At 58.3% G+C, this 24,207-nt stretch carries 19 protein-coding genes; 13 read left to right on the forward strand and 6 right to left on the reverse strand.

The window, feature by feature from the left end; translation table 11 throughout:
* Positions 1-42: 42 nt before the first annotated feature.
* A complete protein-coding gene (locus DBAC_RS15920; protein ID WP_015775346.1) occupies positions 43-408 on the reverse strand; it encodes a hypothetical protein in 366 nt (121 codons plus the stop codon).
* A 386-nt stretch (positions 409-794) separates the two neighbouring features.
* Between DBAC_RS15920 and DBAC_RS15925 the strand changes: the two genes are divergently transcribed.
* On the forward strand, positions 795-2,066 hold the full coding sequence (locus tag DBAC_RS15925) for a regulatory iron-sulfur-containing complex subunit RicT (protein ID WP_015775347.1): 1,272 nt from the start codon (positions 795-797) through the stop codon (positions 2,064-2,066).
* A gap of 24 nt (positions 2,067-2,090) precedes the next feature.
* Positions 2,091-4,037 (forward strand): methionine--tRNA ligase, encoded by a 1,947-nt coding sequence (gene metG, locus DBAC_RS15930; protein WP_015775348.1) that lies wholly within the window; start codon positions 2,091-2,093, stop codon positions 4,035-4,037.
* 76 nt (positions 4,038-4,113) lie between these two features.
* Here metG and DBAC_RS15935 read toward each other — a convergent pair whose 3' ends face one another.
* Both DBAC_RS15935 and murB read right to left on the reverse strand, forming a co-directional pair.
* Positions 4,114-5,796, reverse strand: a complete 1,683-nt coding sequence (locus tag DBAC_RS15935) for a formate--tetrahydrofolate ligase (protein ID WP_015775349.1) — start codon at positions 5,794-5,796, stop codon at positions 4,114-4,116.
* A 14-nt stretch (positions 5,797-5,810) separates the two neighbouring features.
* On the reverse strand, positions 5,811-6,683 hold the full coding sequence (gene murB, locus DBAC_RS15940) for a UDP-N-acetylmuramate dehydrogenase (protein ID WP_015775350.1): 873 nt from the start codon (positions 6,681-6,683) through the stop codon (positions 5,811-5,813).
* Between the two features lie 196 nt (positions 6,684-6,879).
* Here murB and DBAC_RS15945 point away from each other — a divergent pair, with 196 nt between their 5' ends.
* From DBAC_RS15945 to DBAC_RS15965, 5 genes are all read left to right on the forward strand, one after another.
* Positions 6,880-7,341 (forward strand): RrF2 family transcriptional regulator, encoded by a 462-nt coding sequence (locus DBAC_RS15945; RefSeq protein WP_015775351.1) that lies wholly within the window; start codon positions 6,880-6,882, stop codon positions 7,339-7,341.
* Between the two features lie 73 nt (positions 7,342-7,414).
* Positions 7,415-8,590, forward strand: a complete 1,176-nt coding sequence (gene argJ, locus DBAC_RS15950; RefSeq protein WP_015775352.1) for a bifunctional glutamate N-acetyltransferase/amino-acid acetyltransferase ArgJ — start codon at positions 7,415-7,417, stop codon at positions 8,588-8,590.
* Positions 8,571-9,200: an HD domain-containing protein gene (locus tag DBAC_RS15955; RefSeq protein WP_015775353.1), complete on the forward strand. Its 630-nt coding sequence runs from the start codon at positions 8,571-8,573 to the stop codon at positions 9,198-9,200. The genes argJ and DBAC_RS15955 overlap by 20 nt, the downstream gene beginning before the upstream one ends.
* 48 nt (positions 9,201-9,248) lie before the next feature.
* Positions 9,249-9,788 carry a hypothetical protein gene (locus DBAC_RS15960; RefSeq protein ID WP_015775354.1) on the forward strand — a complete coding sequence of 180 codons (540 nt, stop codon included), beginning with the start codon at positions 9,249-9,251 and terminating at the stop codon, positions 9,786-9,788.
* Entirely contained in the window at positions 9,785-10,270 is a 486-nt protein-coding gene (locus tag DBAC_RS15965) for a metallophosphoesterase family protein (protein WP_015775355.1), read from the forward strand. Before DBAC_RS15960 ends, DBAC_RS15965 begins: the two co-directional genes overlap by 4 nt.
* A gap of 81 nt (positions 10,271-10,351) precedes the next feature.
* Here DBAC_RS15965 and DBAC_RS15970 read toward each other — a convergent pair whose 3' ends face one another.
* Entirely contained in the window at positions 10,352-12,250 is a 1,899-nt protein-coding gene (locus tag DBAC_RS15970; protein ID WP_015775356.1) for a peptidylprolyl isomerase, read from the reverse strand.
* 57 nt (positions 12,251-12,307) lie between these two features.
* Entirely contained in the window at positions 12,308-14,230 is a 1,923-nt protein-coding gene (locus tag DBAC_RS15975) for an aconitate hydratase (RefSeq protein ID WP_015775357.1), read from the reverse strand.
* On the opposite strand from DBAC_RS15975, the gene DBAC_RS19420 reads away from it, so the two are divergent.
* The gene (locus DBAC_RS19420; RefSeq protein ID WP_167320948.1) at positions 14,229-14,528 is read left to right on the forward strand and encodes a hypothetical protein; all 300 of its coding nucleotides are present in this window, start codon (positions 14,229-14,231) and stop codon (positions 14,526-14,528) included. The genes DBAC_RS15975 and DBAC_RS19420 overlap by 2 nt on opposite strands.
* Here the strand turns inward: DBAC_RS19420 and DBAC_RS15985 are convergent.
* Positions 14,515-16,155 carry a carboxyvinyltransferase gene (locus DBAC_RS15985; protein ID WP_015775359.1) on the reverse strand — a complete coding sequence of 547 codons (1,641 nt, stop codon included), beginning with the start codon at positions 16,153-16,155 and terminating at the stop codon, positions 14,515-14,517. The genes DBAC_RS19420 and DBAC_RS15985 overlap by 14 nt on opposite strands.
* 349 nt (positions 16,156-16,504) lie before the next feature.
* Between DBAC_RS15985 and sat the strand changes: the two genes are divergently transcribed.
* The 5 genes from sat to DBAC_RS16010 all read left to right on the forward strand — a co-directional run bounded on the left by sat (position 16,505) and on the right by DBAC_RS16010 (position 24,201).
* Positions 16,505-17,773: a sulfate adenylyltransferase gene (gene sat, locus DBAC_RS15990; protein ID WP_015775360.1), complete on the forward strand. Its 1,269-nt coding sequence runs from the start codon at positions 16,505-16,507 to the stop codon at positions 17,771-17,773.
* A 210-nt stretch (positions 17,774-17,983) separates the two neighbouring features.
* The gene (aprB, locus tag DBAC_RS15995) at positions 17,984-18,472 is read left to right on the forward strand and encodes an adenylyl-sulfate reductase subunit beta (protein ID WP_015775361.1); all 489 of its coding nucleotides are present in this window, start codon (positions 17,984-17,986) and stop codon (positions 18,470-18,472) included.
* Between the two features lie 38 nt (positions 18,473-18,510).
* A complete protein-coding gene (gene aprA, locus DBAC_RS16000; protein ID WP_015775362.1) occupies positions 18,511-20,502 on the forward strand; it encodes an adenylyl-sulfate reductase subunit alpha in 1,992 nt (663 codons plus the stop codon).
* 162 nt (positions 20,503-20,664) lie between these two features.
* Entirely contained in the window at positions 20,665-21,906 is a 1,242-nt protein-coding gene (locus tag DBAC_RS16005; RefSeq protein WP_015775363.1) for a CoB--CoM heterodisulfide reductase iron-sulfur subunit A family protein, read from the forward strand.
* A 3-nt stretch (positions 21,907-21,909) separates the two neighbouring features.
* Positions 21,910-24,201: an FAD-dependent oxidoreductase gene (locus tag DBAC_RS16010; RefSeq protein WP_015775364.1), complete on the forward strand. Its 2,292-nt coding sequence runs from the start codon at positions 21,910-21,912 to the stop codon at positions 24,199-24,201.
* Positions 24,202-24,207: the final 6 nt, after the last annotated feature.

The following is a 24,207-nucleotide window of genomic DNA, read 5'->3' on the forward strand; positions in this document are numbered from 1 at the left end:
GAATTACGGGCTGCTCCGGCTATGCGGATGCGGCCAGAGGGCCTACACCGTCACGCTGATCATGGGGTTAACGGTGCGGGTCTGAAAGGCTTGCTGACTATAAGCGCCGGCGCGGAGGCGCTGCAGGTTCATGTTTTGGGAATAGTCTCCGGCGGGCCTGTACGGGGAGACGTGCTGAGTAAGATACTGAAGTTCCAGCTCCTGGGCGAAATCCTTGAGGATTTTTGGTGCGGGTTCGTCCAGGGAGATGTTTTGCGTACTCACGCTGACGCCGAGCTTGCCGAGCTGCATGGCGACGGTGCGGGTGGACACCTTGGCTAAGAGCATTTCCTTCGCGGCCCCGCCATTCCAATTCGCATCGGAGCCAAGGCTCTGACTGGAATATGAATTGAGGGGGGAGACGGTCATGGGGAAATCCTTCCTAAGTGGTGTTTTGCATATATTTACTAATAACCAAGTCTTTTGACAAGCATAAGAAAAATGCGGCCTTCCCGGTCACTTACGCTCTAAATTTTCCGGTTTCGGGACATGAAGGAGCCAGGCCACCGGGAACACAGATTCTTGCCGGCATCACCCGGCTGTTTCCGGACAAGGACGGCCAGAGTCTGGCGCAGAGGGCAAATCGTCCTGGGAAATTGCGGGACGGCCGGGGCTTCTCCAGCTTGTCACTTTCGTATTCTCCCGATACACAACCGGTTCCGGGCATTGGCTCGGAGCCGGTTGTTTGCGCTTTTGCGCACCGTGAATCCGTTACCGTTTTCCCGCATTGTCGATGGGAAATTTTAGGATAAGTTATGGCTCAATACGTTGGTGTTTCATTCAGACGCCAGGGACAAATATATTATTTTTTAGCTACGCCGTTTGTGCTCTCCATGCACGACATGGTCCTGGTCAAGACCGAGGAAGGGATCGGGTTCGGGGAGATCGTGGCCTTGCGCGACGACCTGCCCGAGGGCTTGGACCAGGAGTCGGTCAAGCCGATCTACCGCCCGGCCACGGCCGAGGATGTGGAAATTGGACGCGAGAATGATGAATTGGCCAGGGACGCCCGCAAGTACTGCCAGAAATCCATGGCGCGGATGAATCTGGACATGAAGCTGGTGGACGTTGAGATCTACTTCGACAAAAGCAAGATGATCTTCTACTTCACGGCTCCGGGACGAGTCGATTTTCGGGAGCTGGTCAAGGATCTGGTGCGTAATTACCGCACCCGTATCGAGCTGCGCCAGATCGGCGTGCGCCATGAAACACAGATGATCGGGGCGCTCGGCAACTGCGGCCAGATGTGCTGCTGCCGCCGCTATCTGCGGCGCTTCGAGCCGGTGACCATCAAGATGGCCAAGGATCAGAACCTGTTCCTGAACCCGGCCAAGATTTCCGGGGTCTGCGGCCGTCTGCTGTGCTGCCTGGCCTACGAGAAAGAAAATTACGCGGATTTTCAGCGTCGCGCCCCCAAGCTGGGCCGTCGCTACATGACCACGCAGGGCCCCATGAAAACCTTGCGGGCCAATATGTTTCGGGATTCTGTAAGCGTCCTGAACGAAGTCGGGGATGAACTGGATTTTTCCCTGTCAGACTGGGCGGCCATGGTCCTGCCGGATCAGCCGCGCATGGCCGCGCGTGACGATGCCCCCGAAGACGTGCCGGCCGAACTGGCCGCGCTCATGGACCCGGAGGTCAGGAACAAGAGTTCCCAATCGGACCGCAGGACCAAACCCCCACGCAGGGAACAGCGTTCCCGTCCAGGGGGCGAACGACCCCCTGGCCCCAGACCGGATCGTGCTGACCGTTCAGAGCGGCCTGAGCGCTCCGACCGCCCCGATCGTCCTGAGCGCTCCGATCGTTCCGACCGTCCTGAACGTGGTCCGTCCCGTCACAAAAACGATGACGCATCCGCTGCTCCCGCTGCACCCGCCGCGTCCGCCGCAGTTGGCGATCGCCCCGAGAGCAGGCCGGAGAGTTCCGGTCCGCCGCGTGAGCGCAAGGAATATCGGCCCAGGGACAAGCGGCGCAAGCCAGGTTCCGGGCGCAAGGACCATTCATCCAAGCCCTCTGGGCAGCAATAAATTCCGGCAGACAAGGAGAACCGCTTGAAACCGTTTTTCATATCCACACCCATCTATTATGTGAATGCACGGCCCCATCTGGGGCACGGATATACGACCATTGTCGCCGACAGCGTGAGCCGTTTCCACCGCCTCAAGGGGGACGCGACGTTTTTTCTGACCGGCACGGACGAGCATGGCGACAAGATCGTGCAGGCCGCCGAGGCGGCCGGTCAGGATCCCAAGACCTATTCCGACACCATCAGCCAGCTTTTCAAGGACCTCTGGCCCGTGCTGGAGGTGAGCAACGACCAGTTCATCCGGACCACTGACCTGCGGCACAAGGCCTGCGTGCGCCACGTATTGCAGACCGTGTTCGACAAGGGCGACATCTATTTCGACGAGTACGGCGGGCATTACTGTTTCGGATGCGAGCGTTTCTATACGGACAAGGAACTGGTGGACGGCAAGTGCCCCGATCATCAGACCGTGCCCACCTTCATCAAGGAGAAGAACTACTTCTTCCGCATGAGCAAATATCTGGAGCCGCTGCGCGAGTACATCGAGGCCAACCCGGATTTCATTCAGCCCGAGCGCTACCGCAACGAAGTCCTGTCCATGCTCAAGGAAGACCTGGGCGATCTGTGCATCTCCCGGCCCAAGACGCGTCTGACCTGGGGTATCGAGCTGCCCTTCGACTCCGATTTCGTGACCTACGTGTGGTTCGACGCCCTCATCAATTACATCTCTGCGCTGGGCTACCCGGATGGCGAGGATTTCCGCAAATATTGGTCCGGGGCGCATCATCTGGTGGCCAAGGACATCTTGAAGCCTCACGCCATCTTCTGGCCGACCATGCTCATGTCGGCGGAGATCCCCCTCTACAAGGGTCTGCGCGTGCATGGGTACTGGACCGTGAACGAGACCAAGATGTCAAAGAGCATCGGCAACGTGGTCGCCCCCCTGGACATGGCCCAGAAATACGGCCTCAGCGCTTTTCGCTATTTCCTGCTCTCCGAGATGAGTTTCGGGCAGGACTCCTCGTTCAGCGAGGACGCGCTGGTGGGACGCTTCAACGCCGATCTGGCCAACGATCTGGGCAACCTCTTTTCGCGCAGCCTGTCCATGACCCATAAGTATTTTGGCGGGGTGGTCCCTGAATGCGGGGAGCTTCTCGATCTTGACCGGGAAGTGCTTGAACTCGGGCATAACGCCATGTCCAATTACCAGAGCCAGTTCGAACATTTTCAGTTTTCGAGGGCGCTCAAATCCCTGTGGGAACTGGTCCGCCATCTGAACAAATACATCGATTCCTCGGCCCCCTGGACCTTGTACAAGAATAAGGACATGAATCGGCTGGGAACGGTCCTTTACGTCATCCTCGAAGGCATGCGCAAGGTGGCCGTGCATCTGTGGCCCGTCATGCCGAGTACGAGCGAGACCATGCTGACCCAGTTGGGGGTGAAATTCAGCATAGAAGGCACGGACCTGGAGTCCGAGACCTCCTCCTGGTTCGGGCTGGCTCCCGGCACGCCTGTTGCGGAGCGCTCCAACCTCTTCCCCCGCCAGGATCTGGAACAGCGGGAGGAGAAGGCCGCAGAGCCCAAGAAGGCCAAGCCAGCCAAGGAGTCAAAGCCCGAGGCCAAGATCGAGATGGCCTGCCCGGATTGCATCGAGTTCGAGGATTTCGCCAAGGTCGACTTGCGCGTCGGCACTGTGCTTGAAGCCACTCCGCATCCCGAAGCGGACCGCTTGCTGGTGCTGAAGATCGACACCGCCGACGAAACGCCCCGGCAGGTCGTGGCCGGAATCGCCGAGTTTTTCAAGCCCGAGGAGCTGGTGGGCCGCCAGGTGGTCGTGGTCGCCAACCTGAAGCCGCGCAAGCTGCGTGGTCTGGTTTCCCAGGGCATGGTGCTGGCGGTGAAGAAGGAAGGGGGACTGGCGTTGCTTGGACCGAGTTCGGAAGTGAGCAACGGGGGCAAGGTGTCCTGATTCAGGGGCCCGGCTTTCACTGATATCGACGAGCCCGCGCCTCCATTTGGCGAGGGCTCTTTTTTTTGCTCGCGGCTTAGAACAGCCCGCTGATCACGCCCTTTTCGTCGATGTCGATCTTTTCCGCCGAGGGAACTTCCGGCAGGCCGGGCATGCGCATCATGTTGCCGGTGATGGGCACCAGGAATCCCGCTCCAGAGGCGATTTCGACCTCGCGCACGGTGGCTACGAAGTCGCGCGGGCGGCCGCGCAACCCCGGCTGATCCGAGAGGGAGCTTTGCGTCTTGGCGATGCACACGGGTAATCCCTCAAGGCCCAGCTGCTTGATCTTTTCCAGATCTTTCAGCGCTCCGGGAGCATATTCCACCGAGGCGGCTCCATAGACGCGGGTGGCGATGATCTCGATTTTTTCGCGCACGCTCTGGTTCCAGTCGTACAGAGGTTTGTAATGCGCGGTGCACTGGTCGGCCGTGGCCGCGACCAGTTCGGCCAGCTCCTCGGCCCCTTCTCCTCCTTTTTCCCACGCTTCCATGACCGCCGCCTGCACTCCCATGAACTGACAGTGGTCGAGGATGACCTGATGCTCTTCGTCCGTGTCCGTGGCGAAACGGTTGATGGCCACGATGGGGGTTAGATGGAAGAGTCGCACGTTCTCGATCTGTTTGGTGAGATTCTCCAGCCCTCGGCTGAGGGCCTTGGTATTGGGCACTGCCAGATGCGCAAGTTCGACGCCGCCATGGTATTTGAGCGCCCGCACCGTGGCCACCAGGACCACCGCGCAGGGATCGAATCCGGCGGATTGGCATTTGATGTCCAGAAATTTCTCCCCGCCGAGGTCAAAGCCGAAACCCGCTTCTGTGACCACATAATCGGCCAGGCAAAGCCCCGTGCGGGTGGCGATGACCGTGTTGGTGCCTTGGGCGATGTTGGCGAAGGGGCCGCCGTGCATGATCGCCGGGTTGCCTTCCAGGGACTGGATCAGGTTGGGTTTGACGGCTTCCTTGAGCAGCGCGGCCATGGCCCCCTGGGCGTTCAGGTCCCGGGCGTGGATGGGTTCGCGGCTAAAGGTGAATCCAAGAAAGATATCCCCCAGACGGCGCTTCAAGTCCGGCAGGTCGTCAGCCAGACAGAGAATGGCCATGATCTCGGACGCCGCCGTGATGTCGAAGCCCGTCTCCCGGGGCACGCCGTGCGCCAGACCGCCAAGGCCGCAGACCAGGCGCCTGAGCGAACGGTCGTTCATGTCCATGACGCGCTTCCAGGCCACGGTCCTGCCGTCGAGGTTGAGTGAGCGGCTCTTGCTCTGCAGGTTGTTGTCGATGAGGGCGGCCAGCAGATTGTTTGCTTTTTCGATGGCCGCGAAGTCGCCGGTGAAGTGGAGGTTGATGTCCTCCATGGGCAGGAGTTGCGAATAGCCGCCGCCGGTGGCGCCGCCCTTGATGCCGAAGACCGGGCCGAGCGACGGCTCGCGCAGCACGACCATGGACTTTTTGCCGATGCGGTTCAGTCCGTCATTGAGGCCAATGGACACGGTGGTCTTGCCTTCGCCTGCCGGGGTCGGAGTGATGGCCGAAACCAGGATGAGCTTGCCGTATTTGCACTGATCTTTTTCGGCCAGGGAAAGCGGGAGCTTGGCCTTGTACTTGCCATAGGGTTCAAGCTGGTCGTCCCCGAGGCCGAGCATTGCCGCGATGTCGCGGATGTGATGCATCGTGGCTTTCTGGGCGATGGCGATGTCGGACTGCACGGCCTTGGGCATGGGACTCTCCTGGCTTATTTGTGATCGGGGCAGAAGGGACAGAGGCACTGTTCGAGTTCGAGTTCGTAACCGAAGCGCTCGCGCACGGTTTTGCGGCAAATCTCCACCAGTTCGAGCACGTCCCGGCAGGTGGCGTTGTCGACGTTGACAATGAATCCGGCGTGTTTTTCCGACACCTGCGCGCCGCCCACGCGCAGGCCCTTGAGACCGGCCTGGTCGATGAGTTGGGATGCGTAGGCGCCTTCAGGGCGCTTGAAGACGCTGCCGGCGGACGGGAATTCAAGCGGTTGCTTTTCCTTGCGCCTGGCCAGTATTTCCTTGCGCTTGGCGAGGAGGGGCTTAGGATCGGATTGCGGCAGGCTCCATGTCCCGGCCAGCACGACCGCTTCGCGCAGGGCCGAGGCCTGACGGTAGCCGAACCCGCATTCCTGTTTGGGAATGTCGATCACGCGCCCATCCCGGGTCAGGACGGTGACGCTGACAAGGTGGTCCGAGATTTCATGGCCGTAGGCCCCTGCGTTCATGAACAGCGCCCCGCCGAGGGTTCCGGGAATGCCCGAGAGGCATTCGATTCCCCCCAGCCCTTCGCGCAGGCATTCCAGGACCCAGGCGTCCATGATCTTTCCGGCCTGTGCGTGCACGGTGCCGCCATTGCGGACGCAGGCCGTCATCTCGCTGGTGGAGATGATGGGCATAAGGATCTCGCTGTCCGGGAAAAGAGTGTTGGCGCCGCCGCCGTGAATCCAGAAGGGAACGTTGTCGGCGCGATGCCGGCAAACGATTTCAACCAGCTCGTGCGGGGTCCCGGGGAAAAAAATGTCTTTTGCCACGCCTCCGATGCGGAAGGTGCTGTAGTTTTTGAGAGGGATGTTTTGCAGGTGTTTCATGTTTTATGCCTAGGTACTCCCGCTGCCTGACGGGCGCAATATTGCGGTGCGGCCTTTGACCATGTAGAGGACATGAAACCGTGCCGCTCGAATCGGAATATGCGGTGTTTTTTGTGAGCAGGAATTGATGGAGTTGTTTGACGCATGAGTGAGTTACAGTCGATTTAAAATAAAATTTCAATCATTCGAGATTATTATGAAGCTTTCCGCGAAATCCAGATATGCGTCCCGGATCCTGCTTGACCTGGCCCTGCACAACGAGGGAGTGCCCCATCGCGTGAACGACATTTCCGAGCGCACGGGAATCACCGTGCCGTTCATCGAACAAATCATCAAGCCCCTGAAGCATGCCGGGATGGTCACGAGCAAGCGCGGCGCAGCAGGAGGACATCAGCTGGGCCGTTCACCGGAGAACATCACCCTGGGCGACATCGTGCGCATCATGGAAGGCTCGGTGGAGCTTTCGGCCTGTTTGAGCGCGCCGGAGCTGTGCGAAAGGACGGCTGTCTGCCCAACCCGTGCGGCCTGGCAGCGGGCCACGGACGCCATGCTGCGCGAACTGGACACCATCACTCTGGCCGGGCTGGCCGGTGGCGCGCCCAATTGCTGCCAATTGGCCGACGACTATTTCGAGCGCGACAGCTCGTTGCCTGTTTGACAAAGATTTTCTCCCCTGTCAGGAATCGCGGTTCCGCATGTTTGGGACGGAATTTTTCATATCTGGAGTCACCATGACCATCCCTTCTGGTTTCCAATTTTCCACCGCGCAGTGCGGTTTCAAACGGCCGGGGCGTTCGGATCTTGGGCTGGTGGTCAGCACGGTCCCGGCTGTAGCCGCCGGAGTCTTCACCACCAATCGCTTTCAGGCCGCGCCGGTTCTTGTGGCCAGGGACATCCTTGAAAAAGGTTCCTCGGGCATCCGCGCCATTGTCGTCAATTCCGGCCAGGCCAACGCCTGCACCGGTCAGGAAGGCATTGCCAACTGCCGGGCCACCCTTGAGCTGCTGTCCGCCCTCGGCCTCGAAGCGTCCGCGATTCTGCCCGCTTCCACAGGCGTTATCGGCGATCAGCTCAAGATGGAGCTGTGGGAAAAGGCGGTCCCCGCCCTGCGCGAGAATCTTGGGCGGATGGGGCTGGTGGATATGGCCCGCGCGATCATGACCACGGACACGTTCCCCAAGCTCGCCGCGCGGGAGGTCACGCTATCCTCCGGCACGGTCCGTTTGGCCGGGTTTTGCAAGGGCGCGGGCATGATCTGCCCGAACATGGCCACGATGCTCGGTTTTATCCTCTGCGATGCCGGCGTGGAGCACGAGTGGTGGCAGCAGGCCCTGGTCCGCTGCGTGGACAAGAGCTTCAACGCCATCACCGTTGACGGCGACACCAGCACCAATGATTGCGTTCTGGCGTTGGCCAACGGCACCGCAGTCAGGGCGCTGGGCGCGGATCTGGACCTTCTGGAGGAGGCGCTGCTCGAAATTTGCCAGGATCTGGCCTACATGATCGTGCAGGACGCCGAGGGCGGGACCAAGGTCATGCGCATCAATGTTCGCGGTGCGGCCAGCATGAGCGATGCGCAGCTTGCCGCGCGGGCAGTGGGCAATTCTCCGCTGGTCAAGACCGCCCTGTACGGCCGCGACCCCAACTGGGGCCGGATCGTGGCCGCCCTGGGACGGAGCGGAGCAGCTTTTGAACCCGACGATGTGGTCGTGCGCATCGCGGGCATGACCATTTTCCGTCAGGGCACCCCGGTCAAGGCGGATTGGGACAGCCTTTTGGCCTCGGCCCTGCGCCGGGACGTCGTGGATATCGACCTGGAGCTTTGCGCCGGAGAAGCCGAGCTTACGCTCATGGCCTCCGATTTTACCGAGGAGTACATCAAGATCAATGCTGAATATCGAACCTGAAGCCAAGCCCGTGGTGGAGCAAACCTGGAAACGTCTGGCCGATTTTGTTTTTGAACTTGGAATGTTGCGTAAGACCCCACGCACCGGATACCAATTTTTGGGTTCGGGAGCAGAAAACGTGGCCGAGCACTCTTTCCGCACGGCCATGATCGGCTATATGCTGGCGCGGAAAAGCGGCGCGGATGTGGCCAGGACGGTTTTCCTGTGCCTTTTCCATGACGTGCACGAGGCCCGCATCGGCGATTTCAACTACGTCAACCGCATCTACAATACGAGCAACCCGGTCCTGGCCATCACGCACGCCCTGGAGGGCACGGGCCTGCGGCAGGATGCGCTTGAACTCTGGCACGAGCTGGAGGCCGGCGTGACTCTTGAATCCAGGCTCGCCCAGGATGCGGATCAACTCGATTTCATCGCCAACCTGAAGGAAGAGCTGGATCTGGGCAACCCCTATGCCTCCAAATGGCTTGACCATGCGGTTTTGCGACTCAAAACGGACCCGGCCCTGGAACTTGCCCGCGCCATACAGACCACGGATCAGTCGGATTGGTGGTTTGTGCGGCCGGACGAGTCCTGGTGGCGCAAGGGGAACGGCAAGCCCCGCCCCTAGCGGATCATGTCAGCGCAAGAAGCAAGCAGATCCCGTCTTGGGAGAGCAGTGTTCAGTTTTTTTCTGGCGCTGTGCCTGCATGTGATTCCAGTCTGGTTTATCATCTTCGGGCCTCTCTACGGACTTCCAAGCGTCCTTGAGCTCAACCTCGAAACCATCAATATGTACCGCGAACGAATTTTTCGGGAGCAGCACGCCCAGAGCGTTGCCCGGCTGGACTCGGCGCCTTTGCATATCTCCGTGGATGTGCAGGCGCGTCCCGACACGCGCCAGCGCGTCTCAAAGCCGCGCCGCGAAGCGGATTTGACGCGCGCGCGGGCCGTACAGGGCGCCATCCGGTCTTTGTGGGAAGGCATGTCTCCCGACAGCACCGGCTATGCGCTGGTCAGCCTGAGCATTCTGGAAGACGGCAGAATCGGCGAGTTTGTGGTCAACCGCGTTTCCGGCGACCACGATTTCCAGGCTTTTCTGCTCTCTTTTCTGTCCACGCTCAAGTCCACGTACGGCAATGCTGCCGGGCCCGGAGAGGCCCTGTGGATCGAGTGCGAATTCGTCATCCAACCATTGGCGCGCAAGGGGGCCTCATGATTGTCGCGGTCATGTCCGATACGCATATGGATCAACCGGATACCCTTCTGGCGGCTATTTTTGAGCGTTATTGCCGTGACGCCGACGTGCTTCTGCACTGCGGAGACTGCGTGAGCGAGGAAACCTGGTCCTTTCTCAATTCCCATCCACGGTTTTACTCCGTGCAAGGCAACTGCGACCCGCTTTCCCTGAGCGGCAGTCTGCCCGTCCTGCGTGAACTGGAGCTGGAAGGGTTTCGTTTGGGCATGGGTCACGGATGGGGTCCGCGTTCCCGGGTAGGTGACGAGATTGCCAGCCGATTCCAGGGAGCGGACATTGTCTGCTACGGCCACACGCATGTTCGTGACTGGCGGCTGTCATCCGGAGGGGTTCGGCTTTTTAACCCTGGCTCCCTGTTTTGGCCGAGGTCAGGAGAAGGCGGCATGGCCCGGCTTCACTTGCATCGCGGGCAGGACCCGGAAGTGGAGTGGATAACCATCTAAGCCCCATCCCTTTGACTCCCCATGAAAAAAGCCCGCCTCAATCGAGACGGGCTTTGCCATTTGTATGGAGCGTCGAAAGCGTTAGTTTTCGAGCAGTGCAGGGTTGGTGATGCGTACATCGGCTTTGGCGCGTAGATCCGCGACAAAGGCCTGCATGGTCTGCTCTTCGGCCCTTTCGTTAAGGGAAGTCAGCCATAACTCTTTTTCCGCGGCCCAGTCTTCGTCGGCCGGCGGGGTAACCTGTATGGCCTTGGCCAGAACGTAGCCTTCGGGAAAGGCGTAGGCTTCGGGCAGCCATGCACCGGACTTGGTCTCAAAGGCCTTGGTGGCCAGCAACTGGTTCATGCCCAGGCCGTTTATGGTGCCTTGCCGTCCGAAGGGTTCGGTCTCTTTTACGGTGGCGCCTGTCAGGGTTTCTCCCTTGAGCAACAGCTCCAGATCCTTGTCTGCGGCGGCCTTGGCCACCTTCAAGGCTTCGTCGCGGGTGATGGCCGCGACGATTTCCGCCTTGACCGCTTCCAGCGGCTTCACGCTTTCGGCAACCTGTTCACGCTTGGTGGCGAGCAGGTATCCGTCGGCAATGGGCAGCGGAGATTGCGTCGTGATGTCCTGGGGCAGGTCGAAGAGAACCTGGGCATTTTCCGGAGAAAGTCCGGGCAGATCCCTCGGGCCTTGATTCTTGGTGAAGTAGTCCGATTCCCGGATCTCAAGCTTCAGGCCAATGGCTTTGACCACGGCATCGAGAGGCTCGCCGACGAGTACCATTTCCAGTGCCTGATCAAGACGATCCTGCAGGATCTCCGCCGCGCGATCCTCGGCGATGATATTCGCGATGTCGCTCGCGACAGACTCGTAATTCTCATAGCCTGCGCTCTTGGTGTCTTCCACGGTGATCAGGTGGAAGCCGAACTGGGTGCGGACCGGTTCGCTGACAGCGCCCTTTTCCAGGGCAAAGGCCGCGTCTTCGAAGGGTTTCACCATCCGGCCCCGGCCAAACCAGCCCAGCTCTCCGCCGGTCTGTGTGCCGGAGGGGTCCTCGGTGTATTGCGCGGCCACTTCCGCAAAGGATTTGCCGGCAGCCAGGTCTTTCTGGGCGGCTTTTATGGTCTGCATGGCCTTTTCCACGCTTTCTTCATCGGCGTTTTCGTCAACGCGCACAAGAAGGTGGCTGGCCTTGACCTGTTCTTCGATCTTGAACTGTTCCTTTTGCTCGGCGTAGTACTTTTCGGTTTCCTCGGGGGAAACGGCGGCAGGGTCGGCCAGAGTCGCGGGAGTGAGCAGCAGATAGTCGATCTTGGCCCTGGCAGGCACGGCATAGTTGGCCTTGCGCGCCTCGTAATACTCATTGATCCGCGCGTCCGTGGCGTTGACCTGATTCTGATAGTTTTCCCACGGGTACATCAGATACGAAATGGTCGCAGTGCTGCGGCCGTATGTGTAGAAGTCGCGGGCCTGATCCTCTCCGAGGCGGCCGGGAAGACCGACGTAGGTCCGCAGCTTGTCCATGACCATGCCGCGCATGTACTCGGATTCGAATTTGCCGGGCGTGAGGTTGTTGGCACGCAGCACGTTCTGGTACGAGGCCGGGTCAAAGACGTTGCTTTCGTTCTGGAAGGCGGGGATGAGATGAATCTCCTTGGCCAGCTCTTCCTTGGAAACGGTCAGGCCGAGTTTGGCGGCCTGCTGCATCATCAACTCTTCGATGACCATCTGTTCGAGGATCTGTCTCTTGAATCCCATCTGGGCCAGAATCTCAGCGGTCAGGTTGGGGTTCTGGCTACGTGCGAGTTCGAGGCTGCGCTGCAGGCGTTCCTGGAACGGGCGAAAGAGAATGGGGGAGTCGTTGACTGTGGCGACGACGGTGGTCTGATCGTTTTGCACGCGATTCATGCCAAAGGCCAAAACAAAAACGGCAATGATGATGCCGAAGAGGATTTTTATTCCCCAACTTTGGGCGCCCTGGCGCAGGATATCAAGCATGGAATCTCCGACAAAGAGTCTGAAGTTAAAAATAATGGGAGCTGCCCCGAGGGGCTTTTATTTTTGCCTGTCGTTGACGTAATTGAGCAAGCCGCCAGCCTTGATAATGGCTATTTCATTACCCGTCAAATCATGGGTCAGCGTGAGCTGTCTGCCCTCGGATGTGGTGGCGCAAAGCGCCGCTCCGGGTTCAAGAGCGCCAAGTTCGAGGCGCAGGACATCGCCCTGGGCCAGCGTGTCATAGTCCGCCTCGTTGGCAAGCATCAGCGGAAGGATGCCGAAATTGATCAGGTTCGCCTTGTGAATGCGGGCAAAGGACTTGGTCAGAACCACGCGCACGCCCAGATGACGTGGGGCCAGGGCAGCATGTTCACGGCTGGAGCCTTGTCCGTAATTCTCGCCGCCAAGGATGAGCCCCTGTCCCGCTTTTTCGGCCCGGGTCACGAAATCTTTGTCCACGCGCTCGAACACATGCCTGCTGATGGCCGGGATGTTGGAGCGCAGGGCGGTGATGGCCGCGCCGGCGGGCATGATGTGGTCGGTGGTGATGTTGTCTCCGACCTTGATCAGCACCGGCAGTTCCAGGACTTCCGGCAGCCTGTCAAAGGGCGACAGGGCAACGATGTTGGGTCCGCGCAGGATTTCGACGTCGCTTCCATCCTCGGGCGGGAAGGCGAAGAGATGGCGGATGGACGGCGCCGTGGCCGGTAGCGACGGCTTGGAAACGCTTTTGGTCCAGGTCGACGGGTTGGTGAACTTGCCGTTCAGGGCGCTGAATGCCGCGGTGATGGGGCTGACAAGATAGATCTGTCCGTCCTGGGTGCCGCTGCGGCCCTCGAAGTTGCGGTTGAAGGTCCGGGCGCTGACGCCGCCGCTGGACGGAGAGCCGCCCATGCCGATGCACGGACCGCAGGAGCACTCCATGAGCCGTCCGCCCGCGTCGAGGATGAGGTCGAGCAGCCCTTCGCTCATGAGCATTTTGAGCACCTGCTTGGATCCCGGTGACAGGAGCAGGTCCGTGTTCGGGGCGATATGCTCGCCGCTCAGAATCTGGGCCACGCTCTGCAGGTCGGAGTACGAGGAGTTGGTGCAGGAGCCAATGGCCACCTGGTCGACGTTCATTCCGTCGAGTTCCGCCACGGGGACGACCCTGTCGGGCATGTGCGGCCGGGCCGCCAGGGGAACAAGCGCGCTCAGGTCGATGACGATTTCCCGGTCATATGCCGCGCCTTCGTCGGCGGCCAAGGGGGTGAAATCGCTTTCCCGGCCCATGAGCGCAAGAAAGGCCCGGGTCTGGTCGTCGCTGGGGAAGATGGACGCCGTGGCGCCCAGCTCCGCGCCCATGTTGGTGATGGTGGCGCGCTCCGGCACGCTCAAGGTGGCCACGCCGGGGCCGCAGTATTCCATGACCGCTCCCACGCCGCCCTTGACGGTCAGGATGCCCAAAAGGTGCAGGATGACGTCCTTGGCCGAGGCATAACCGGTCAGCTGCCCTTCGAGGCGGATCTTGAAGACCCTGGGCATGGTGATGGTGTAGGGCTCTCCGGCCATGGCCAGCGCCACGGAGAGGCCGCCCGCGCCCATGGACAGGCTGCCGATGCCGCCGGCAGTGGGCGTGTGCGAATCCGAGCCGATCAGGGTCTTGCCCGGAACCGCGAAATTTTCCAGATGCAGCTGGTGGCAGATGCCCGTGCCGGGAGGGGAGAAAACAATGCCGTATTTGGCGGCCACGCTGCGCAGATAGCGGTGGTCGTCAGGATTGCGGAAGCCCATCTGCAGGGTGTTGTGATCGACATAGCTGACGGACAGCTCTGTCTTGACCCGTGGCAGGCCGATGGCTTCCCACTGCAGGTAGGCCATAGTGCCGGTGGCGTCCTGGGTCAGGGTCTGGTCTATCTTGATGGCCACTTCGTTTCCGGGCTGCATATCGCCTTCAACGAGGTGCGCCGCGATGATCTTCTGGGTGAGGTTCTGGTTCATGCGCGCTCCTTCAATTTTGCCGTTGCATATCTTTGAAAAAAGGCCCCCAGCCGAAGCTGGGAGCCTCTATTTGTCGGGCTTACCACGTGGATGCAAGCCGCCTGAGCTTGACCCGCAGAATCTGAATTTCAGTGTCCAGGCGCAGTTTGTCCTGCTGCAGCCGGAAAATGTCCTCGTGAAAGGTTATGCCGCGCGCAGGGTCTTCTTGAAGCAGCAATTCTTTGACCTTGGCCTGAGCTTCGTCCTGTTCAGCTTTGAACCTGGCGATTTCCTTTTCGATGGTCTTAATCTGTTGTGATTCGGATTCGTTTACGTTTTGGCTTGTCATCGTGATTTTCGTCTACCTGCTCTTCTATTCGTGCTGAATTAATGAAGTTTTGAGGACTTGGAAGATTCATGAAAATCTTCCAGAACCAGGGCCAGGCCGAGGAAATGTTGTCCGCATTGGTCATGCAGACTCCTGGATGCGTGAAGGATATGAGCGATCCGGCCAGGGTCCAGTACGGGCCCGGACTTTGCCAGGGCGATTCGCTGACTTTCTTGGCGTTGGACAGGCCGAGCTGCAACAGCCCGGGTTCAATGGCATATCCCGCGCCCAGATTTTCGAGCAGGTCCTGGGCGAATTCGACATCCTCGCTCGTGGTGTCCAGGGTGATGGCGCATTGACCGCGCAGGCCCATGGACATGGCCAGCACCAACGGCAGGTATTCCTGGCAGGAGGTGATGTCTATGGATAGTTTCTGGGGTCTGTTGCCCATGACGGACGTTATCTCGCCGCCGTGGAAGCTGACCCGCAATCCGAACTCATGCAGGATATCCATAATGTCATGGAGGTGCGGCGCGTGCTGGGGCCATTTGCCATGCAGGACCACCTTGCCGTCGGTAAAGAACGGAAGAACCAGCAGGTGCAGGCTCATGAGCGGATCCACGGGAATATCCACCGCCGAAAGGTCAAGGCTGATGGGCGCAGGCGGGACGATGATGCTCAGACCCTCAAATTGCAGTTCCGGGATATGCTCCTGCAGGAATCCGATTCCTTTGCGCAGCAGTTTGCTGTTTGAAAACGATTCATGGAGCTGGATCGAAAGACCCGCCTTGTACGTGGTGGCCGCGACCACAAGCGCAAGCACGAATTTTTTGGACACGCCCTTGGGGATGGAGATGGTCTCTGGGAGTTGCCCGCTGCTCTCGACTCTGACGGGCAACCCATAGCTGTGCGGTTCCACGACCGTCAGACGGGCGCCGAGTTGAGGCAGAATGTCCTGTACGGGCCGGACGTCATGGATTTTGAGTTTCGTGGAGCCGGTGAATTTGGCCCGAGTGACCTGTCCGAGGGCAAGGCACAGCAAAAGATAGAAATGGAATTTGCTCTGCCCGGCATAAATGATCTTGTTGTCCATCGACCAGGACTCGACGGGATGGGCTTCGCATTGCCGGTTCTGGAAAGCGAGGTTGAATCCGCAGAGGTTCAGGGCGTTGATCAATTCCAGGGAGAGATCGTTTCCCTGGAATGGCGCGATGGTCAGCGGCGAGGAGTTGGTGGCGCCAAGGAAGAACATCATGCTGCGCAGGATCTGATCCCGGGGAGCCTCGAGGTCTATTTCCACCGGCTTGCGCCTGGGGAAGAGGCACAATGGCTTTTCATTAGAAGAGTTCCGTTCGACCCTGGCATAGGACAGGTTGTTCGAGAGGTGAAAGATTTTTTTGAGGATCTGGGGTTCCAGATTGTCCGCCTTGGACGCGTCCCGCCAGACCTGCCACAGAACTTTTTCCTGATTGGGGTCGGTGATGCCCAGGTTTTTCGAACGTCGTGTCGACGCCGCCCTGGACAAAAGGTTGGTCCGGGTCATGAGAAGGGAAACGAGCTTTTCGTCGAGCTGCGCCAGTTCCTGCGTCAAAGAGAGAGTATTATGTTTTTCGGCCATGCGAATTCTTCAGGATAGGGTGTTTGTTGTCCATGGGTGCATGGACGCATGATGAAAGTTTATTTCAAAGGCATTCATTAACAATAAGACTTTATGGATTGCAAGCGGTTATTGTTCAATATAAATATAATATATTAATATAAAAGAAAAAATTGGAAGAAGTCCTGGAAAAAAGCTGATTCATACCTTCAGTTACGCGAATCCCGGCATGTCAGGATTGGCGCATGCTTGAGCGGTTGATAAAAAAATCACAAAACGGTTGACAAGAAGCGAGTTGCGAAGCAAATAGAGGTCTCCGTTTTTTTATTTGTGAAAATAAAAACAAACTATATTTAGGAGGATCCACGTTATGGCTCTCGTACCCCCGCATGGTGGAAAAGGTTTGGTTTGCTGTCTGCTTCAGGGTGCCGAATTGGCTGCCGAGCAGAAAAAGGCCGCAGGACTGAAGAAGATCGATATCAGCCCCCGCGCCAAGGGCGACCTGATCATGATGGGCATCGGCGGCTTCAGCCCGCTGAGCGGCTTCATGACCAAGGCCGACTGGAAGTCCGTGTGTGAGAATTTCACCCTGGCCGACGGGACCTTCTGGCCCGTGCCCGTGACCCTGGATATGGATGAAGAAGTTAAGGTTGGCGAAGAGATCGCTCTGTTCGACCCCAAGAAGGGCGTTTTCATGGCCACCATGAAGGTCACCGAAGTTTACGAAATGACCGACGCCGACAAGAAGTGGGAATGCGAGAAGGTCTACAAGGGCCAGGGCGAAGAGTCCGCTGACGACAAGTTCTGGGAAATCGCCCCCAAGGATCACCCCGGCGTGCAGATGGTTATGGCTCAGAAGAAATACAATGTTGCCGGCCCGGTCAAGGTCCTCTCCGAAGGCGACTACCGCGACAGATTCCCCGGTTGCTACATGTCCCCGGCCGAAGCCCGCGCCACCTTCGAAGAAAAGGGCTGGAGCAAGGTTGCCGCTCTGCAGCTGCGTAACCCCATGCACCGCTCCCACGAATATCTGGCCAAGATCGCTGTTGAAGTTTGCGACGGCGTTTTCATTCACTCCCTGGTCGGCAACCTGAAGCCCGGCGACATCCCGGCCGAAGTCCGCATCAAGTGCATCGATACCCTTATCGACAAGTACTTTGTGAAGGCCAACGTCGTTCAGGGCGGCTACCCCCTGGATATGCGTTATGCCGGTCCCCGCGAAGGCCTGCTGCACGCCACCTTCCGCCAGAACTACGGCGTTTCCGACATGCTGATCGGCCGCGACCATGCCGGTGTCGGTGACTTCTACGGCCTGTTCGAGGCTCAGGAAATCTTTGATCGCGTTCCCAAGAACCTGGGCGCCGGCAAGGATCTGGTCACCCAGCCCATGAAGATCGACTGGACCTTCTACTGCTACAAGTGCGACGGCATGGCCTCTCTGCGCACCTGCCCGCACAGCAAGGACGACCGCGTTGTTCTGTCCGGCACCAAGCTGCGCAAGGCTCTGTCCGAAGGCGCCGAGGTTGTCGATCACTTTGGTCGCGACGAAGTCCTGGTCATCCTGCGCGAATACTACTCCACGCTGACTGAAAAGGTCGAAGTGAAGATGCAGGGTGCCGCTTCCGGCGCAGCCATGTAGTTTGATTTCAATCGGCAGGGCGGGCATTTGTGTCCGCCCTGCTGATTTGGCTTTGTGGATTGAAGTCCAACAAGGCCTATGATTGTCAATATGCGGCTTGACACAGCAAAAGTGCTTTGATAAAAGATTCACAAGCGAAGAGCTTGGGTAAATTTTTGTTTGTTTCGGGCCTATGGCTAAGTTGTTTTAAACTCTTTATTCGGAGGAATTATGCCAACCTTTGTTGATCCAGCAAAGTGTGATGGATGCAAGGGCGGTGAAAAGACTGCCTGTATGTACATCTGTCCTAACGACCTGATGATCCTGGACCCTGTAGAGATGAAGGCTTACAATCAGGAGCCGGCCGCTTGCTGGGAATGTTACTCCTGTATCAAGATTTGTCCCCAGGGCGCGATCACCGCTCGTCCGTATGCTGACTTCGCCCCCATGGGCGGCACCTGCATCCCGCTGCGCGGCGCAGAAGACATCATGTGGACCGTTCAGTTCCGCAATGGCGAAGTAAAGCGCTTTAAGTTCCCCATCCGCACCACTGTGGAAGGTTCCATCAAGCCCTTCGAAGGTAAGCCCGAAGGCGCGAACCTGGAAGATGAGCTTCTGTTCACCGAGACCGCTTTGGCAACTCCCAAAGAAGCTCTTGGCCAGAAGATTGAAGTCGGTGAAGCAGACCTGAAGGTCACCTTCAAGTCGGCCGTCGCCTAATTCGGCGCTTTAAACGAAAGAAATTTCAGGAGGAACATATGCCTCAGATTCCTGTTAAAGACGTGATCAAGGGTCTGGCCTGCGCAGAGCCCGAACTCGTTGAGATTGATACCGACATTCTTATGGTCGGTGGTGGTATGGGTAACTGCGGTACTGCTTTTGAAGCAGTGCGCTGGGCCGACAAAGTTGGCGGCGACATCAAGATCCTCTTGGTTGACAAGGCTGCTGTCGATCGCGGCGGCGCGGTTGCTCAGGGTCTTTCCGCCATCAACACCTATATCGGCGAGAACGATGTTGACGACTATGTCCGCATGGTCCGCACCGACCTCATGGGTATTGTTCGCGAAGACTTGATCTACGACCTTGGCCGCCACGTGGATGACTCCGTTCATCTGTTCGAAGAATGGGGCCTGCCTTGCTGGGTCAAGAAAGACGGCAAGAACCTGGACGGCGCTCAGGCCAAGAAAGAGGGCATGTCCCTGCGTTCCGGCGCAGCCCCTGTCCGCTCCGGCCGCTGGCAGATCATGATCAACGGTGAGTCCTACAAGGTCATCGTTGCTGAAGCCGCCAAGAACGCCCTGGGTTCCGATCGTTACTTGGAGCGTATTTTCATCGTCAAGTTGCTGCTTGACGCCAAAACGCCCAACCGTATCGCCGGTGCCGTTGGTTTCTCTGTTCGTGAAAACAAAGTTTACGTCATCAAGGCCAACGCTATGTCCGTTGCTTGCGGTGGCGCTGTCAACGTTTACCGTCCGCGCTCCACAGGTGAAGGCCTTGGTCGCGCTTGGTATCCCGTATGGAACGCCGGCTCCACCTACACCATGTGTGCTCAGGTTGGCGCTGAAATGACCATGATGGAAAACCGCTTCGTACCCGCCCGTTTCAAAGACGGTTACGGTCCGGTTGGCGCATGGTTCCTGCTCTTCAAGGCCAAAGCCACCAACGCCAAGGGTGAAGACTATTGTGTCACCAACCGCGCCATGCTGAAGCCTTACGAAGATCGCGGTTACGCCAAGGGTCACGTCATCCCGACCTGTCTGCGCAACCACATGATGCTTCGCGAAATGCGCGAAGGTCGCGGTCCCATCTACATGGACACCGCCACCGCCCTGCAGACCACCTTCAAGGACCTGTCCAAGGCCGAGCAGAAGCATCTTGAGTCCGAAGCTTGGGAAGACTTCCTGGATATGTGTGTTGGTCAGGCCAACCTGTGGGCCGCCATGAACATCAAGCCTGAAGAACGCGGTTCCGAAATCATGCCCACTGAGCCTTACCTCCTCGGTTCGCATTCCGGCTGCTGCGGTATCTGGGTTTCCGGTCCGAACGAGCCTTGGGTTCCTGAAGAATACAAGGTCAAGGCTGACAACGGCAAGGTGTACAACCGCATGACCACCGTAAACGGTCTGTGGACATGTGCTGACGGCGTTGGCGCTTCTGGTCACAAGTTCTCCTCCGGTTCCCATGCTGAAGGCCGCATTGTCGGTAAGCAGATGGTCCGTTGGGTTGTCGATCACAAGGATTTCAAGCCCACGCTGCCTGTTTCCGCTGCTGATCTGAAGAAAGAAATCTACGAGCCTTGGTACACCTACGAGCAGTTCAAGGGTGCATCCACTGATCCGGTAGTCAACCCGAACTACATCTCCCCCAACAACTTCATGATGCGCCTCATCAAGTGCACCGATGAATACGGCGGAGGTTGCGCTACCCTGTATACCACTTCCGACAGACTGCTCGACACCGGCTTTGCCCTGCTCGACATGCTGGAAGAAGACTCCAAGAAGCTGGCGGCTCGTGACCTGCACGAACTGCTCCGTTGCTGGGAACAGTATCACAGACTGTGGACCGTTCGTCTGCACATGCAGCACATTCGTTTCCGTCAGGAAAGCCGTTACCCCGGTTTCTACTATCGTGCCGACTTCATGGGTCTGGACGATGCCAAATGGAAGTGCTTTGTTAACTCCAAGTTCGACCCGGCTACTGGTGTAACCGAGATATTCAAGAAGCATTACTACCAGATCATCCCTGTCTAGTTTATGGGCCAAAAGGCTGCGGGTCCTTCCCGCAGCCTTTTTTCTCTATCAGGAAATAGAATGGTCTATGCATGATCTGTAACCTCTGGTAGTTATAGATTATGCTTGGGCCATTCTATTCATTTTTACGGCCTTCAACTTAAGTGCTCTGGGAGGAATCGAATGGCTAGCAACAGCATACTTGTCATAGGTGGTGGCTTCGCCGGAATCACCGCCGCCCTCGAGGCCGCTGAGATCGGTCATGAGGTCTTCATCATTGAGAAGACCCCTTTTCTGGGTGGACGCGTTATGCAGCTGAACAAATATTTCCCGAAGCTGTGTCCACCTTCATGCGGTTTGGAAATTCAGTATCAGCGGATTAAGAACAACCCCAATGTGAAGTTTTTTACTTTGGCCGAAGTGACCAAGGTAGACGGCAGCGTTGGAAATTATGAGGTTACGGTACAGATCAAACCGCGCTACGCTGGTCCCAGCAGCCCCGATCTTTCCGATTTGTGTGACGATCTTTCCACGGAAGTGGTCAACGACTACGAGTTCGGTTTGGCCACGCGCAAGCCCGTCTACATGGATGCGCCGTTTGCTTTTCCGCAGCGCTATGTTGTGGACAAGGCCAGCCTGAGCGACTCGGACAAGAGCAAAGTCCAGAAATGTGACTATCTCGATCTGACCGAGGAAGAAAAGACCATCACTTTGAGCGTTGGATCCATCATCATCGCCACCGGATGGAAGCCTTACGACGTGACGAATCTGTCCAACCTGGGTGCGGGCGCGGTCAAGAACTGTATTTCCAACATGCAGATGGAACGCCTCGCATCGCCCTACGGCCCGACAAACGGCGCGATTCTTCGGCCTTCCGACAACCGCGCGCCGAAAAAGATCGCTTTCGTTCAGTGCGCCGGGTCCCGTGACGAAAATCATCTCCATTATTGTTCGTACATTTGCTGCATGGCTTCCTTGAAGCAGGCGCAATATGTCCGCGAGCAGTATCCTGACGCGGAAGTGACCATCTATTACATTGATTTGCGGACTCCTGGCCGCTACGACAATTTCGCCAAGAAGATTCTGGCGGATGAGAAGATCTTTGCCGTCAAAGGCAAGGTCGCGGCGGTTGAACAGGACAGCGCAGGCGATGACGTGTGGGTCACCGTGGAAGATGCGGTGTCGTGCTCCAAGTCTGTCGAACGTTTCGATCTCGTGGTTCTGGCCACAGGAATGCAGCCCAGCCTGGCCGGCGCTTCTCTGCCCATCGATGTCCCGGTTGATGCCGAAGGCTTCATTGTTGGTGGGGAGGAAAAAGGTATTTTTGCCGCGGGCTGTGCCAAACAACCTCTGGACGTTATGAAGTCGGCCCAGTCTGCCACCGGGGCAGCGATGAAAGCGATCCAGACGGTGAGGGGGAGGTAGGTCATGGCCGACAAGATTGGTGTATATTTTGATGAATCAAGCCTTGGCGGGGTTCTCGACATCCAGAGACTGTGCGACGGCGTGCAGAAAAAATGGAGCGATTGTTGCCCCGTAGTCAAGGTGCATCCGAGGCTGGCAACCGCCGAAGGACGAGCTTTGATCCAGGCGGACATCGATGCCGGCTTGATCAACGCTGTCTGCGTCTGTGGTTCTTCGCCTCGCGTGGATTGGGATTTCTACAAGTTCGGGCAGAATATCCTGGTTGACCGGGTCAACCTGCGCGAACTTTGCGTGCTCTGCTACGAGGACCCGAGCAAAGAAAAGGTTGCTCCGGGCACTACTCCCGAACTGCTTTTCAAGATGGCCAACGACTATGTGAACATGGGCGTGGTCAAATTGCAGAAAGCCACGGTTCCGGAAGATGGCGGGATCGAAGTCGTCAACCGGGTGCTGGTCATCGGCGGCGGTTGGGCCGGAATGAGCGCGGCTCTTGATGTCGCCGCCGTCGGATACGATGTGACGCTGGTTGAAAAGAAGGATATGCTCGGTGGCGCTGCCGCCGGCATGTACAAGACCATCCCCTTTGCCTTCCCCTACGACGCGGCTCATGCCACGGGCGTGGAAAAGAAGATTGCCCAGGTGCAGGCTTCCGACAAGATCGAAGTGCTCCTTGACTCCGAAATCGCCGGTATTGCCGGTGCTCCAGGCAATTACGAAGTGACCGTCAAGGTCGGCAAGGAAGAGCGTGTCGTGGCTATCGGGTCCGTGGTCATCGCCACCGGCTGGGTGCCGCAGGATACCGCTTTCCTGAAGCCGCTCGGCTACGGGGCGCTTAAGAACGTAGTTACCTCCCGTGAGTTCGAGGCCATGGCCAAGGCGGGCTCCATTGTGCGCAAAAGTGATGGCGCCAAGCCTGCAAAGGTCATGTTCCTGCTCGGATTCGGCGACAAGCTCGCCCCCTTCGAGGTCAAGGAAGAAGCAGCTCGCGCCGCCGCCCTGGCTGCCGCCGAGGTCAAAGAGGCCGACGACACGCCCAAGACCAACTTCGTCAAGCAGGACACCTACAAGCACTTGTCCTACAGTTCCGAACTGACGTCGCTGACTGCCCTCAAGCAGGCCAACTACGTTCGCGAATTCATTCCCGGCGGCGTGGCCATGGTGGTCTACGAGCACATGATGGTCCCCGGCATGAATGAGCTTTATTACAAGGCCGCGCAGAACGACCCGACCGTTATGATGACCAAGGGCGTGATCAGTGAAGTCCGCGACGGCGGCGATGGCGACATCGTGGTGGTTCTTGAGGATACACTGCTTGGTGCCAAGGTCGAGATCGAAGTGGACATGCTCGTGCTGCCCACGGCCATGGTGCCCACCACCGCTCTTGATCCGGTCCTCAAGCTCAAATACCGGCAGGGCCCGGCCATGCCCGATCTTGAGCTGTTCAGCGGATATGCCGACTCCAACTACATCTGCTTCCCGTACGAAACTCGCCGCACCGGCATTTACGCCGCCGGGACCGTGCGTCAGCCCATGACCATGGCCACGGCCGAAGTAGATGCCGCGGGCGCGGCCCTGAAGGCGATTCAGTGTCTTGAGTCCGCGAATCGGGGCATGGCGGTTCACCCGCGTTCGGGCGACTTGTCCTTCCCCAAGTTCAATCTGGTGCGTTGCACCCAGTGCAAGCGCTGTACGGAAGAGTGTCCTTTTGGAGCTCTGGACGAGGACGAAAAGGGCAATCCGATGCCCAACACCTCGCGTTGCCGCCGTTGCGGAACGTGCATGGGCGCCTGCCCGGAACGCGTCATCTACTTCGACAACTACAACGTCGACCAGATCGGCTCGATGATCAAGCAGGTCGAGGTTCCCGACGATATGGAAGTGGGCGGTCCGCGCATGCTCATTCTTGCTTGCGAGAACGATGCCTATCCGGCTCTGGACATGGCTGCCCTGCGCGGCAAGAAGTGGAGTCCTTACGTACGCATCGTTCCGGTGCGCTGCCTTGGTTCGGTCAACACCATCTGGATCGCTGACGCCATGTCCAAGGGCACTGACGGTTGCCTGCTCCTGGGCTGCAAATACGGTGAAGACTACCAGTGCCACTTCGTCAAGGGATCGGACCTGTGCAGCCGGCGCATGGCCAATATCGGTGAGACCCTGGGCAAGCTTGGCATTGAAACCGAACGGGTACAGCAGATGCAGGTCGCCATTGACGAATACGACAAGGTTCCCGGCATGATTGACGAGTTTGTTGACGCGATCACCAAGCTTGGTCCCAACCCGTTCAAGGGATACTAGGAGGAG

This window comes from Desulfomicrobium baculatum DSM 4028 (assembly GCF_000023225.1).
Taxonomy (GTDB): domain Bacteria; phylum Desulfobacterota; class Desulfovibrionia; order Desulfovibrionales; family Desulfomicrobiaceae; genus Desulfomicrobium; species Desulfomicrobium baculatum.

Excerpts from the sequence above, each read along its gene's own strand:
- DBAC_RS15920 (WP_015775346.1), bottom strand. The coding sequence starts at position 408 with ATGACCGTCTCCCCCCTCAATTCATATTCCAGTCAGAGCCTTGGCTCC.
- DBAC_RS15925 (WP_015775347.1), top strand. The coding sequence starts at position 795 with ATGGCTCAATACGTTGGTGTTTCATTCAGACGCCAGGGACAAATATAT.
- DBAC_RS15935 (WP_015775349.1), bottom strand. The coding sequence starts at position 5,796 with ATGCCCAAGGCCGTGCAGTCCGACATCGCCATCGCCCAGAAAGCCACG.
- murB (WP_015775350.1), bottom strand. The coding sequence starts at position 6,683 with ATGAAACACCTGCAAAACATCCCTCTCAAAAACTACAGCACCTTCCGC.
- DBAC_RS15945 (WP_015775351.1), top strand. The coding sequence starts at position 6,880 with ATGAAGCTTTCCGCGAAATCCAGATATGCGTCCCGGATCCTGCTTGAC.
- argJ (WP_015775352.1), top strand. The coding sequence starts at position 7,415 with ATGACCATCCCTTCTGGTTTCCAATTTTCCACCGCGCAGTGCGGTTTC.
- DBAC_RS15955 (WP_015775353.1), top strand. The coding sequence starts at position 8,571 with ATGCTGAATATCGAACCTGAAGCCAAGCCCGTGGTGGAGCAAACCTGG.
- DBAC_RS15965 (WP_015775355.1), top strand. The coding sequence starts at position 9,785 with ATGATTGTCGCGGTCATGTCCGATACGCATATGGATCAACCGGATACC.
- DBAC_RS15970 (WP_015775356.1), bottom strand. The coding sequence starts at position 12,250 with ATGCTTGATATCCTGCGCCAGGGCGCCCAAAGTTGGGGAATAAAAATC.
- DBAC_RS19420 (WP_167320948.1), top strand. The coding sequence starts at position 14,229 with ATGCGCGCTCCTTCAATTTTGCCGTTGCATATCTTTGAAAAAAGGCCC.
- DBAC_RS15975 (WP_015775357.1), bottom strand. The coding sequence starts at position 14,230 with ATGAACCAGAACCTCACCCAGAAGATCATCGCGGCGCACCTCGTTGAA.
- DBAC_RS15985 (WP_015775359.1), bottom strand. The coding sequence starts at position 16,155 with ATGGCCGAAAAACATAATACTCTCTCTTTGACGCAGGAACTGGCGCAG.
- sat (WP_015775360.1), top strand. The coding sequence starts at position 16,505 with ATGGCTCTCGTACCCCCGCATGGTGGAAAAGGTTTGGTTTGCTGTCTG.
- aprB (WP_015775361.1), top strand. The coding sequence starts at position 17,984 with ATGCCAACCTTTGTTGATCCAGCAAAGTGTGATGGATGCAAGGGCGGT.
- aprA (WP_015775362.1), top strand. The coding sequence starts at position 18,511 with ATGCCTCAGATTCCTGTTAAAGACGTGATCAAGGGTCTGGCCTGCGCA.
- DBAC_RS16005 (WP_015775363.1), top strand. The coding sequence starts at position 20,665 with ATGGCTAGCAACAGCATACTTGTCATAGGTGGTGGCTTCGCCGGAATC.
- DBAC_RS16010 (WP_015775364.1), top strand. The coding sequence starts at position 21,910 with ATGGCCGACAAGATTGGTGTATATTTTGATGAATCAAGCCTTGGCGGG.